We start from the raw sequence: 11,701 nt of genomic DNA on the forward strand, positions 1-11,701 counted from the left end.
CGTGCCGCTATCCTACATGATCCCGTGCAAGCCCCAAGCGATCCGGGTTGCTTTTCGCAGTGGGCGCGTATGAGAACGGCGCAATGCAGTGCTCTGGCAGTGCTCCGCTCAGCCGCGCCCGACGAACGAGCCGATGCCGCGGCCGATCGCATCGCCATGCTGCAACAGTGCGCCGAGATGATCGCCGGGGACCGACATCGCGTACAGCCCGTTCTCCGCGGCAAATCGCTGCATCGGCGCATGCGGGGTGTCGTCCTGTCCGTTCCAGAGCAGCACCGGCACCCGCGAGGACAGCACCGCGTCCCTGGCGCCGTCGACCTGGCCGAGCGCATTGAAGCAGGCGCGCACCCCGCCTTCGAGATCGGACGTCACCCATTCGGCGAGCTCCGGCACGGTGCGGCGGGCGAAGGTGATGAATGCGCCATAGGTCAGCGGGCCGGCGTTGCCGCGCGGCAATCCGGTGAGAAAATCCCAGCCGCCGATCGCCAGCGACGACAGCCGCGACGGGAAAAACCGCGCAACGCCGACCGCGACCCAGCCGCCCATCGAATGCCCGACCACATGCGCGCGCTCGCCGCCGAGATCGTCGATGACCGCGACGATGTCGCCGGCACGCTGCTCCTGATCGTAGAGTTCCGGATCGGCGGGCTTGTCGCTCTGGCCATGTCCGAGCGAATCGACGCAGACCACGCGAAAGCGATCGGCAAGCGCATCGACCACGCCGCACTGCTTCCAGCTCGCGGCATCGAGCAGCAGGCCGTGCTGCAGCACGATTAGCGGCCCGGATCCTTCGACGGTGTAATGGATGCGCTGGCCCCGATGATTGGCAAAAGGCATTGATAGGGTTCCCCACGTTTCACCAGAGGTGAGCGCAGAGACCGGCGTATTCAAGGCCCGCGGTCAGAATCGGGAACCTGCTCGATCACCCGATTGTGTAGAACCTGGCTTTCAACCGCCCCACACAGTGGCTTCGCTCCAGCCGAGCTCGGTGAACTCGGCTGCGCGGAACGGGGCTTCGCCGGCGGAGAAGAATTCGTCGAGCTGCGGCGGCTTCACCGCGGTCTCGGAGAGCATCGCGTGGGCCTGGCCGCGATGATGGATCTGGTGCTGGAACAGATGCATCAGGAGCCGGTCGCGACGCTCGGTCTGCACGGAGCTGTCGCGATTGACCTTGACGACATCGTCGAGCCGCTCGGGCGTCAGCGCGTCGCAGTGAACGATCAATCGCTGGTCGATCGCGCGCTGCGCGCGCTTCAGTTCGGCGACTGACGGGTAGGGCACTTCATTGGCCCACGCCTTCGGCCCGAGCCAGCCGCCTTCGAGCGCGTCGATGTAGAAGAGGTCGACGACATGGATGTGGTTCAGCGTCGCCTGCAGGCTCGGGAAGAACCCGGTGCGCGCCGCGGCGAATTCCGCCTGGCTGAGACCGGCGCATGCAGTAAGCAGGCGATGATTGGCCCAGGCATTGTTGTAGGCAAAGGCGCGAAAGGTCTGGACGAGGTTCGCGGGCATATCGGTCCTCAGTGGATTGACTGACTTTCTAGCGCCGCGTTATGCCCCGGTTGAGGCTGACCTGAAACAATGGCCCTTCGTCCGTGCGGACCTCGAACGCCAACAGACTGTGTTGGTCCAACGGCGGGTTGTCTTTCGCCATGCTGAGTAATGACTGCATCGCTTCGTGAGCGGCGGTCTCCTCGTCGTGCAGCTCGACGCCCTGCCTGTCGGCATAGAGTTCCTCGCCGTTGCGGATGTCGAAATAGTAGCGGGTTGCCATTTGCGGCTCCCTCGTTGCGGTGGGAGCTGCCCAGGCTCTCAAGTGCCGGCGCGCTCTGAATTCGCCCGGCAGCGCCGCACTCTGCGTCAGGAAGTCCGAATTTGCTACTCAACAATGATATCGGTTCAAGGAACCGCTCACGCGCTCGCTCGGGTCACCCGCTATCGTCTTCCGGCTACGATCTCGAGTGCGCGTGAACCGCGAGAGATATCCCGGACTCGGCAATTGCAGCTTGCATAGCTGAGATAAGTGTATACTTGTGTTAAATCGACTGGCCTTGAGCCTTGTAGATCGGTCCGCGTGGACCCTTTTCCAAAGACATCGTCGGATGAAGATGAGAACGCAGTGCTTGCAGCACTGCGGCTAAGCTTTCGTCATGTTGTTGATCGGCTGCCGTTTCACGGATGTACTGGAATGGCAGTGCGGCCCGCTCTGTCACCGATAGAGCGGGCTTTCGTATTTGTTCGTTCAACGTACCCGGAGCGTTTTCGAGCGAAGCGGGTAACGGTTCGCGTGAAGAAAACGCGTCAAAACGAGAAGCTAGAGCTTCAGTTCTGATTCAATCAGAACCGAAAGTGCTCCAGCGCCGCGAGAGGTGATCCATTTGCAGGTTCTTGTCAGGGACAACAATATCGACCAGGCGCTGCGCGTTCTGAAGAAGAGGCTGCAGCGTGAGGGCGTCTTCAGGGAGATGAAGCGCCGCCGATCGTTTGAAAAGCCTTCGGAGAAACGGATTCGAGAGAAGGCCGAGGCCGTGCGGCGAGCGCGCAAGCTTGCCCGCAAGCAGGCGATCCGCGAGGGATTGATTGCGGCTCCGCCGAGGAAGCCCAAACTGACGGCGCCAAAATTCTCAGCGCCAGGGCAATCGCCACCACGAACAAACGGCTCGCCGGAGCGTTAGTCGGTACCGCAATCCCGTTGGAGGGAGCGTGCGAGATGAAGCAGCGACCTTATCGAGGCAACGGATGCCTCCAGGAACGTCTCTCCGATGAAATTTGTCGTCGGCGGGATCAGGATCGGCATGTCCGATCGAAGGACGAAAAGCGACGACAGCGTGCGCAGAATCTGGCCGGCGCGGCCATCAACGCAATGACGGATCATTCGGCCAGCCGGATCGATCAGTCTGCCCGCAAGCGTGATTTGCTGGACGGCCCCGGGGAGTTTCGCTCGTCCCGCCGGGATCGCTGACCAAGCAGTCCCGCGATGGCTTGATCGGCTCTTCCGTGACCGCGAAGCCGGCTGGGATTCGGCAGGGCCTCGCCGTATCGGAGAGGGTAACCGCCGCCAGAGGTCGCTCTGACGCCAACGTGCCGGCTAGCAGGTCTTTTGCTGTAGATGCTGGATGCAGGTACAAGTCGTCGAGGCCGTCAGCTTGACGTCATAGTACGGAAAGTTTGCATTGGCAGGGCTGTTGGTCGAGCAGCGCGGAAACAGGTAGTAGCTGTCCGCGAGCGTCAGAGTCCCGCTGATCGTGAAGCCGAGGTGGGGCATATAGCCGTACGACACTTCGCCCAGGACGAACGAGACATTGTAGTTCTGGGTCCCGGCGAGCGAAGCAGGCAGTGTGATTTTCTGCCCGACCGGTCGTCCCGTTCCGTAGCTCGTTCCATTGTACGACTCGCTCCACTGCACGGTCGCATTGCCGTTGCTGTCGGTGGAGATGCCTGAAACGGTCACCATAGCGACCGAGCTGCCGTTGCTCGTCGTTGGATACGGCGCGAGAATCGCCGTCGACGCGCCGAGGATGTTCTGCAGCTGGGTCGCGCTGACCTGCGTGTTCTGCGAGACCATGTCGGCGACGGAATGGGCAGCCGCGGTGACCTTGACGTTGATGGCCATGCCGTTGGCGAGCTCGATGCCGCCGACATAAAGCAGCAGCATGAACGGCAACACCATGGCGAACTCGATCGCTGCCAGGGCCTCGGTATCGATCCAGAACTTCCGCATTCGAGATGACGGGCTGGTCATGGAAATCACCTTCTAGGAGGACGGCTCGTTCTGGAAAGCGGCGGTAGCCAGAATCATTCGCGTATTGTTGGGCTGATTTGAAAGATTGAATCCGAGAGGTCCGCCAAAGACCGGCCACAAATACATCACCCGGACCACGACGATATCTCCCGCGTTTCCAGGATTGAATTGCATGTTGTTGACGTTGCCCTGGCTGTCATACGTCGGAACGAGAGCAGAGGTGTCGGCGGTCGACCAGCTGGTGGCGACCCGCACGTCGACGAATATCTTGCTGCACGTGAACAGCACAGAGACCTGGCTGCAGACGGTCTGGTGAAAAGCGGCCTGTGTCGCCTGTGCTGATTGCGTCTGCCCAGTCAGGATTTGCCGGCTCGATTGCTGCACCACCGATTCGAGCATTTCCTGCGCAAAGAAGACGAGGAACGTCTGCAGGATCGCGACAAGGAGGGCGATGAAGGCCGGCGCGATCAGCGCAAACTCGACGGCCGTGACGCCCCGGCAATCCCTGACGAAGGCGCCGGAGCGAGTTTGTCTTGTCGATCGGAGTTTCAACCGGGCCACCGCGCTGCTCCTACTGCGTCAGGCTGGCGGTGCTTGAGGCGACCTTGATGAACAGGGCCGTCAATGCCGCCGAGATGTCGCCGCCGGTTTGAACGTCGGAGAACAGCCCCGGCGAAGCGCATGCTTGCAGGTTTTGCGCGATCTGGCCGCTTGACGAGGATGGGTTGTTGAACTGGGAAATGTGACTCATGTACCAGCTGTCGGATGGAAGTTGCAGATACTCCGTGTAGAGAATCGCAATTCGAATCCCCCGGTTCTTGATCGTCGTGCACATCGATGGGTCGAGCGGTTGCTGGCATCGGTAGTTCGAACCCACCGTCTGCAAGGTCGCGTTGGCGTTGCAGGACGAGCTCATCGAGATGATCTTGTCGTCGACGCCGTCGGTGATGAGGAACACGACCTCCTGCGGCGTATCTCCGGACTGGTTGCTGCCGAGGCCGGGATTGGGCATCAGTCCATTGACGCTGGTCAGTGCATTCTCGATGTCCGTGCCATAGTCGGTGCTGCAGCTTCCCGAGATCACGCAGTTCTGGTGGTCGACCGTCATCAGCTGAATGTTCGAGATGGCCTGTCCCGCCGTGGTCGGACTGGTCGGCGACTGCAGCGTATTGAAGTTGTAGTCGAAGGTGTAGAGGCCGGCTTTGTAGGTAGTGTTGTTCAAGGCCGACATGCATTGCATGACGCCGCCCGAAACGCTCGTCTGTGGGCAGTTCGACCATGACACGAGCAGCTGATTGACGGCGTTCACCACGAGATCGATACGCAGGGTGACGCCCTTGTTGCGCGCGATGGTCAGGTTGTCGACGCTCGAAGAATTGGCGCCGCTGTCGAGATTGGGATGCGTCTCATGGCAGGCGAAGCCGCAGCTCTTCGAGGCCGACGGCTGACCGGACGTGTAGGATATGAGATTGTTGATGTCGTTCTGGGTCGCTCCGATCGCCATGGAAGGCGAGTCGTCAAGCACCAGGTAGAAATTCATGTTGGGGGCGCTTGCTGCACGCGCCGTCGAGCTGCCATTGATTGGCCAGGCCGCGCTGCGGAGCAGGGTGCCGAAATTGTTGATCGATGCCGCGTTATACGAAACCGTCACGGTACGCTGGAGCCCGGAGTCGACGACGTTGATTGTCGGTGACGGCACCGAGGTCAGGCCTGACATGGCGTTTGCGGTCGATGCGAAAACCGCTGCGGCCGCTGCCTTGGCGGTGGAATCCGTTTGCAGCAGCATCGCGGGTCTGACGGCTGCAATGGCGGCTGCGTCCGCTGCGGCGTCCAACTGATTTTTCTTGCGCAGGGCCTGCGTGTAGTCCGTCGTCATGCCGAGCAGGTAGATCAGCGGCACTGTCGCCAGCGCGAAGATGATTGCAACGTTGCCCCGGCGGTCTGTGACGAAGCGATACAACCCGGAGTGCATCATGAGCTTCATCTTCCACTATCGGTTTCAACAAAGCGATTTGCGGCAAACGTGAGCGGTCGGAGGTATCCGGTGCTGTCAGAAGTTTTGAGGATGGAGCCATTAAGCAATGCTTACGCACCTCTATGAATCTCGATAGGGTCATAGAAATTTTGCGTCGATGCGCGCGAGTGCAAAGTTTTTCGCCATCTGCTTACACGAAGCTTACGGATTGCTGACGCGAGGCTTACGGCGCTGTTGGTTGCGAACATTCGAACCAGCGGGTCGTGCGTATTACTACCGGCTTCACTCGCGGCCGGTGCACGGTGACCGACAGGTGTTGGCGGTTCGGCGCCAGGCAAAATGCGCGATGATCGTTTTCTCGATTGATCGTATCGCTAGCAACACACTCAGCGTCGTCCCTGCGAAACACTTTCGCAGGGACGACGGCGATGGTTGAGGCGCAACCTGTGCGCCAAACACGCGGGCTGCGGACATGGCAATGACGGCGGAGAGGGCGCCGGCGAATTACCCCGCCAGCACCGCATCCGCGCCGGTCACCGCTTCGGCGCTCTCGGTCACCGTCTTCTCCAGCGACGGCGCCTGCACGGCGATGTTCTCGGCAAAGAAGCGCGCCAGCGCGACGTAGCGCTGCGGCTCGGCTTCGCCGTTGGCCTTGGCGGCCAGCGCCTCGCCGGCAAGCATGCAGCCGCCGAGCGTGGCGCCGAACAGCCGCAGATAGGGCGTCGCACCTGCCAGCGCCTCGTTCGGCGCGGCGGCGAGCCGCTCGAGCAGCCATTTGCTGGCGCGCGCGAGCGCGGCGTGGGCGTCGCGCAGCTTGGCGCCGGTGGTGCCGAACGCCGGATCGTTGGAGGTCTCGACCTGCTTGATGGTGGCGGCGAGTTCGTCGAGCAGCACCCACACCGAGGCGCCGCCATTGGCGCCGAGCTTGCGGGTGACGAGATCGATCGACTGGATGCCGTTGGTACCTTCGTAGATCGAGGTGATGCGGGCATCGCGGTAATGCTGCGCGGCGCCGGTCTCCTCGATGAAGCCCATGCCGCCGTGGATCTGGACGCCGAGATAGGCGACCTCGTTGCCGATATCGGTGGAGAAGGCCTTCGCGATCGGGGTCAAGAGCGCGCCGCGTGCGGCCGCGTCGGCACGGACCTTGGCGTCCTTGGCGCGGACCGAGACGTCGAGCGCGACCGCGGTGGCGTAGCAGATCGTGCGCGCCGCCGCCGTCATGCTGCGCATCTGCATCAGCATGCGCTTGACGTCGGGATGCACGATGATCGGATCCATTCCGTCGCCCTTGTGGCCGAGCGCCTTGCCAATAGCTTTTCCTTGGCGGCGCTCCTGCGCATAGGCCAGCGCCTGCTGATAGGCGCGGTCGGCAATGCCGACGCCCTCGAGGCCGACGCCGAGGCGCGCCTGGTTCATCATCGTGAACATGCAGCGCATGCCCGCATTTTCCTCGCCGATCAGGTAGCCGATCGCGCCACCCTTGTCGCCCATGGTCATGGTGCAGGTCGGCGAAGCGTGCATGCCGAGCTTGTGCTCGACGCCAGAGGCATGGATGTCGTTGCGCTCGCCGAGCGAGCCGTCGGCATTGACCAGGAATTTGGGGACAAGGAAGAGAGAAATGCCCTTGGTGCCGGCAGGCGCATCGGGCAATCGTGCGAGCACGAAGTGCACGATGTTGTCGGTCATGTCGTGCTCGCCATAGGTGATGAAGATCTTGGTGCCCTTGATGCGGTATGTGCCGTCATCAGCGCGTTCGGCGCGGGTGCGCAGCGCGCCGACGTCGGAGCCGGCATTGGGCTCGGTGAGCTGCATCGTGCCGGTCCATTCGCCGGTGACGAGCTTCTCGAGATAGATCTTTTTCAGTTCGTCGTTGCCATGGGCATCGAGCGCCTCGATCGCGGACAGCGTCAGCAGGGGGCAGAGGCCGAACGCGACATTCGACGCGCTCCAGATCTCGGTGCAGGCGGCGTTGATCGCGAGCGGTAGGCCCTGGCCGCCGAACGCTTCCGGTCCCGACACCGCGTTCCATCCGGCCGCGGTCCAGCGCTGATAGGCGTCGGGCCAGCCCGGTGCGGTCGTCACCTTGCCGTTGTCGAGCTTGATGCCGTGCTCGTCGCCGACCTTGTTCAGCGGCGCCAGCACATCGGAGGCGAACTTGCCGGCTTCTTCCAATACCGCGGCGGTGATATCGCCGTCGAAGTCGCCGTAGTGGCCGGCCTCGACGGCGGCGGCGAGCCCTGCGCCGTGATTGAGGGACAGCAGGATATCGTTGATCGGTGCGCGGTAGGTCATGGCGTTACTCCCGACGAGGCGTTTGGAAATTGTCTTCCCATGAAACCGGCGGCCTCTCAACTGTCCGAGCGGACACCGCGCGGTCTGTTTCGGCCACCGCGGCGGCGGCCTATAGAAAGAGCGGCGGCATCAACCTGCGGCTTTCCTGCCTTTTCGATCGCCGCCCTGTTGAAATGGCCTGTTGCACCCTATAGACCGACGTTGCCCTCGATCGGCGCGTTGGGGCGTAGCCAAGCGGTAAGGCAGCGGATTTTGATTCCGCCATTCGGAGGTTCGATCCCTCCCGCCCCAGCCAGAGGTAACGCGCTGATTTTGTTGCGAAAATGGCCTTGCCTAAGGCAGAATTTCTCGCGCATTTGGAAATTCCGTTTGCCTCCCATTTGGAAATTCTGTGCTGGTTTCGTTTTTTTGCCGGAAGCTAGATGAAAGTCGTCGCGCGTTGAACGTCGCTCAACTTATCAAAATACGAATTGAGCGGACAAACGCCGTCTGCGCGTTGCAAGCTTCCGACCTCTGCCGTTGACGTCGCATGCGGGATCGACAACTGCAGAACCCCGCCGTCTTTTGCAGCGTTCAACGAGGCGCGAAGTCTATCCTTGGGATCGGACGCTAGTCTTTGAACTTGGGGAGGTCTGCATTTCGTCCCGAACTGATGCTGCTCCATCAGCATTCTGCTGATCGAGCTCCTTCTGAGCCAAAAGGTGTGCATGCCGCTTACGGGTCGCAGCCAACGCTCGCATCATTGTTTCCTTGGCATAGCCGCGATAGGCCTGTGCGGTCTTGTGGCCCGAGAGCGCACGACCTTGGCCGTCTGTCAGCTCCGCTTCCTCGAGTTCGGTCATGCCGCCGTGTCGACAGGAATCAAGCGTGAACAGCTTTGACACGCCGTCGATCTTCTTGCGCATCTGCTGTACTACTTTCTCCATGCCAGGGTAGGACCACACTTTGGCATCGCCCTTGCGTTCACCCTTTTGGATCCGACGCATGATCATCGGGACGCCAAGCTTTGGCAGATGACTCAAAACGTCCTCCGCTTCGGCATAAAACTTGACGGTCTCTCCATCGAGAGTCTCTTCGAGCGGATGCCAGACCAGCGCCTTATTCTTGTGGTGCTCGATGCGTACAGCGTTTGGCCAGTTCTTGCTGCGGTAGTCCGGCCAAGTCAAAAACCCATGCACTACGTTCTCCGGCCGTTGCAGCCATTCAAAGCAGATCACCGCGACGGCTGCGGGTTCAGGCCGCCCTTCTTTGATGCAGCCCCATGCAAATTTATAGACCTCTTCTCGAGTGACCGCGTGCTTCTTGGTCTTGGTGCGGCTCTTGAGGGTGAAATCGTCCCAAGGGTTCGGATGCTTCTTATCGAACAACTCCGGGTGTAGACGACGCATGATCCGCCACGCCTTTCGGCAGAGGCCGACGACCTTTTCTCCCTGCCGCAATCTGATGCCGTTCGGGCCGTTGATGATTTTATCGTAGATCTTATCAGCGGCTCGTGGCGTAACTTCCATGATCTGCCGTTCGCCAATCCGCCGTCCGTTCTTATCGACAGTGTCGCAGATCATTTGCATGATTCGTTCGTAATCGGGGCGGGACCGAGGTGAGACCTTCTCGGTATACGCCTTCTCCGTTTTGTATTGCCGGAACAGCCAATCGATCGTGCCATAGCGCGCGATCTTCCCCTGGTCGCCCGGCTGCCCTCTGCGGTGGTTGTTCCATTCATCGAACAAGGCATTGAGGGTGGCAGCGCGTCCGCCTTTGCCATCACCGCCGCATGCGGTTTCGTAGCTCGTCCCAAGTGGCTCATTCGCCATCTGGCAGCCGAGCTTCCTGTAATGTGTGGGGATGCGGAAGTAGAATGCGGTCGATCCGCGGGCAAGCCGCCGTACCTCCACGAAGCGTGGAAGTGGGCGCTCCAACGTCACAAATCCTCGGCGAGGTCGCCCAGCACGATGTCCGGCGCAATAGCTCGGTCCAGATCGTCTCTCAACCACAGCTGACGCCTCCCTTCTTTCACGCGTGGTTGAGGATACTCCGTGCCGACCCGTCTTAGAAATGCTTCGACGGTCGGCTCTCCGCAATATCCCGCTGCGATTGCAGCTGGCATACGGCGCGGCCAGGAACCGGCTGGAATAATGGCAGAACGCGGCATCACAAAGAGTCGGAATGTGGACCTGTCGAAATCGGCGCCGAATTTGTTCTTCAGGTGGCGATGTATGATGCAGATCCCCGGCAGCGCTTGGAATGACGACAGCGGGCAAGCCGTCGAAAAAGATAGCGCAGCGTACAAAAGGGACATGTTGGGTTGGTACTCGTATAGATTGTGACCGCCGTGAGGCCCCCACCTAGCTAGCCCTCGGCTAGCGCGCGCGATACAGCCCGGCATGAGCGGATCGGCGGAGGTGGAACGATGGCAAATGCCATGCTTGATGCCAGGCAGGAAGGTGATTCCTATCGTTGCGTCGAGGTGATCACCGGGGAACGTCAGCGGCGACGATGGACGGGCGAGGAGAAGGCCCGGATCGTGGCGGAGAGCTTTGAGGAAGGTGTAAACATCTTCGAGGTAGCGCGGCGCAATGGCGTTGCCCGCGGGCTGCTCACGGTGTGGCGACGCCAGGTTGCGGCAGCGGTAGCGGGCAAGGCGCCGAGCTTTGTGCCAATCCAAATTGGTGCCGAGAGCAGCGGCACAACCGACGAGCGTATTTCGTCGGCGCAGGAGATCAGCGCGCCCCCGACAAGGCCTGCGGGGTGATCGAGATCGAGCTGAGCGGGGCGCGCATCCGGATCGAGCCGGGTGTGGAACTGGCGACGCTTTCGACGGTGCTGTCGGCGCTTGAGGGCATCCGGTGATTGCACTGAGGTCCGACCTAAAAGTGGTGCTGGCGGCACAGCCGGTCGACTTTCGTAAGTCGGTGCACACGCTGTCGGCGCTGGTGAGCGAAGCACTACGCGCGAACCCGTATTGTGGCGACGTCTTCGTGTTCCGCAGCAAGCGCATGGACCGAGCGAAACTTCTGGCATGGGACGGCAGCGGCATGGTGCTGGTAACGAAGTGGCTGCACCAGGGGCGCTTCACCTGGCTGCCGACCCGCGACGGCATTGTGCATCTCAGTGCGACGCAGCTTGCGATGATGCTCGACTACCCATGCGAATGTGCTCTTCTCCCAATCGAAGCAGGCGGAGGCCATCAGTTCGCCGCGATCTTCGCCGTCGCGCTGCGCCACAACGACATCAGCAACACCCTCTCGACTGCCCCGATCGGTTCGCGCCGATGCACCGGCGTGACCCCAGCGGCAACATCGATGCGCATCCCTGGTGCCAGGGTTTCTATGCCGCGATGCAGCGCAGACTGCCGGCGTGCGCGCCATTGCTGGACACTAGCGCATTGCCTCATCAAGAATGTTACCGGAGAACTGACCGTCAGGATTGGGGCGGCGATACCGAATCGGATCGGTGTCGCCGATGGTAGAATGGATCAGCATGGGTGCTCGGCGCGAACTCACGGCGGCGGTGGTAGAGCGCTGTCGATCAGCGGGGCGGGCAGATAAGGGGCGCATGCTCGACGAGCTTTGCGCGGTGACGGGCTGGCACCGCAAGCACGCGGTCCGGGCGCTTGCCGGCCATGTCGCAATTTCGCCGGAGGCCAGGCGGTGCCCCTATCAGGGATGCGCCGGTGGCTCTGTGGGAGTCAT

13 protein-coding genes and 1 tRNA gene are annotated in these 11,701 nt (G+C 61.5%); 5 read left to right on the top strand and 9 right to left on the bottom strand.

Going from position 1 to position 11,701, the window contains the following annotated elements; all coding sequences use genetic code 11:
- Positions 1–108: 108 nt before the first annotated feature.
- The 3 genes from H8A95_RS11980 to H8A95_RS11990 form a co-directional block, all read right to left on the bottom strand.
- A complete protein-coding gene (locus tag H8A95_RS11980; protein ID WP_229183317.1) occupies positions 109–837 on the bottom strand; it encodes an alpha/beta fold hydrolase in 729 nt (242 codons plus the stop codon).
- 111 nt (positions 838–948) lie between these two features.
- Positions 949–1,512 carry a DinB family protein gene (locus H8A95_RS11985; protein ID WP_229183318.1) on the bottom strand — a complete coding sequence of 188 codons (564 nt, stop codon included), beginning with the start codon at positions 1,510–1,512 and terminating at the stop codon, positions 949–951.
- Positions 1,513–1,540: 28 nt separating this feature from the next.
- Positions 1,541–1,774 (bottom strand): DUF6894 family protein, encoded by a 234-nt coding sequence (locus tag H8A95_RS11990; protein ID WP_229183319.1) that lies wholly within the window; start codon positions 1,772–1,774, stop codon positions 1,541–1,543.
- 604 nt (positions 1,775–2,378) lie between these two features.
- On the opposite strand from H8A95_RS11990, the gene rpsU reads away from it, so the two are divergent.
- The gene (gene rpsU / locus H8A95_RS11995) at positions 2,379–2,675 is read left to right on the top strand and encodes a 30S ribosomal protein S21 (protein WP_229183320.1); all 297 of its coding nucleotides are present in this window, start codon (positions 2,379–2,381) and stop codon (positions 2,673–2,675) included.
- Positions 2,676–2,710: 35 nt separating this feature from the next.
- On the top strand, positions 2,711–2,962 hold the full coding sequence (locus H8A95_RS12000; RefSeq protein ID WP_229183321.1) for a hypothetical protein: 252 nt from the start codon (positions 2,711–2,713) through the stop codon (positions 2,960–2,962).
- A gap of 126 nt (positions 2,963–3,088) precedes the next feature.
- On the opposite strand, the gene H8A95_RS12005 is transcribed toward H8A95_RS12000, so the two are convergent.
- From H8A95_RS12005 to H8A95_RS12020, 4 genes are all read right to left on the bottom strand, one after another.
- A complete protein-coding gene (locus H8A95_RS12005; protein WP_229183322.1) occupies positions 3,089–3,742 on the bottom strand; it encodes a TadE/TadG family type IV pilus assembly protein in 654 nt (217 codons plus the stop codon).
- Positions 3,743–3,754: 12 nt separating this feature from the next.
- Positions 3,755–4,303, bottom strand: coding sequence for a TadE/TadG family type IV pilus assembly protein (locus H8A95_RS12010; RefSeq protein ID WP_229183323.1), 549 nt, complete (start codon positions 4,301–4,303; stop codon positions 3,755–3,757).
- Between the two features lie 10 nt (positions 4,304–4,313).
- Positions 4,314–5,717, bottom strand: coding sequence for a TadE/TadG family type IV pilus assembly protein (locus H8A95_RS12015; protein WP_229183326.1), 1,404 nt, complete (start codon positions 5,715–5,717; stop codon positions 4,314–4,316).
- 504 nt (positions 5,718–6,221) lie between these two features.
- Positions 6,222–8,012, bottom strand: a complete 1,791-nt coding sequence (locus tag H8A95_RS12020) for an acyl-CoA dehydrogenase family protein (protein ID WP_229183324.1) — start codon at positions 8,010–8,012, stop codon at positions 6,222–6,224.
- Between the two features lie 220 nt (positions 8,013–8,232).
- Here H8A95_RS12020 and H8A95_RS12025 point away from each other — a divergent pair.
- A tRNA-Gln gene (locus H8A95_RS12025) sits at positions 8,233–8,307 on the top strand.
- 295 nt (positions 8,308–8,602) lie between these two features.
- Here the strand turns inward: H8A95_RS12025 and H8A95_RS12030 are convergent.
- On the bottom strand, positions 8,603–9,928 hold the full coding sequence (locus tag H8A95_RS12030) for a hypothetical protein (protein ID WP_229166199.1): 1,326 nt from the start codon (positions 9,926–9,928) through the stop codon (positions 8,603–8,605).
- Positions 9,929–9,930: 2 nt separating this feature from the next.
- Positions 9,931–10,308 (bottom strand): hypothetical protein, encoded by a 378-nt coding sequence (locus H8A95_RS12035; protein WP_229166198.1) that lies wholly within the window; start codon positions 10,306–10,308, stop codon positions 9,931–9,933.
- A gap of 111 nt (positions 10,309–10,419) precedes the next feature.
- Between H8A95_RS12035 and H8A95_RS12040 the strand changes: the two genes are divergently transcribed.
- Both H8A95_RS12040 and tnpB read left to right on the top strand, forming a co-directional pair.
- Positions 10,420–10,761 (top strand): transposase, encoded by a 342-nt coding sequence (locus H8A95_RS12040; RefSeq protein ID WP_229166197.1) that lies wholly within the window; start codon positions 10,420–10,422, stop codon positions 10,759–10,761.
- A 94-nt stretch (positions 10,762–10,855) separates the two neighbouring features.
- Positions 10,856–11,557, top strand: coding sequence for an IS66 family insertion sequence element accessory protein TnpB (tnpB, locus tag H8A95_RS12045; RefSeq protein WP_229166196.1), 702 nt, complete (start codon positions 10,856–10,858; stop codon positions 11,555–11,557).
- The last annotated feature ends 144 nt before the right edge of the window (positions 11,558–11,701 follow it).

Source organism: Bradyrhizobium oropedii, assembly GCF_020889685.1.
GTDB classification, from domain to species: domain Bacteria; phylum Pseudomonadota; class Alphaproteobacteria; order Rhizobiales; family Xanthobacteraceae; genus Bradyrhizobium; species Bradyrhizobium oropedii.

Coding starts and splice junctions, on each gene's coding strand:
- H8A95_RS12040 (WP_229166197.1), top strand. CDS start 10,420: ATGGCAAATGCCATGCTTGATGCCAGGCAGGAAGGTGATTCCTATCGT.
- H8A95_RS11990 (WP_229183319.1), bottom strand. CDS start 1,774: ATGGCAACCCGCTACTATTTCGACATCCGCAACGGCGAGGAACTCTAT.
- H8A95_RS11980 (WP_229183317.1), bottom strand. CDS start 837: ATGCCTTTTGCCAATCATCGGGGCCAGCGCATCCATTACACCGTCGAA.
- H8A95_RS12020 (WP_229183324.1), bottom strand. CDS start 8,012: ATGACCTACCGCGCACCGATCAACGATATCCTGCTGTCCCTCAATCAC.
- H8A95_RS12005 (WP_229183322.1), bottom strand. CDS start 3,742: ATGACCAGCCCGTCATCTCGAATGCGGAAGTTCTGGATCGATACCGAG.
- H8A95_RS12000 (WP_229183321.1), top strand. CDS start 2,711: ATGAAGCAGCGACCTTATCGAGGCAACGGATGCCTCCAGGAACGTCTC.
- H8A95_RS12015 (WP_229183326.1), bottom strand. CDS start 5,717: ATGATGCACTCCGGGTTGTATCGCTTCGTCACAGACCGCCGGGGCAAC.
- H8A95_RS12035 (WP_229166198.1), bottom strand. CDS start 10,308: ATGTCCCTTTTGTACGCTGCGCTATCTTTTTCGACGGCTTGCCCGCTG.
- H8A95_RS11985 (WP_229183318.1), bottom strand. CDS start 1,512: ATGCCCGCGAACCTCGTCCAGACCTTTCGCGCCTTTGCCTACAACAAT.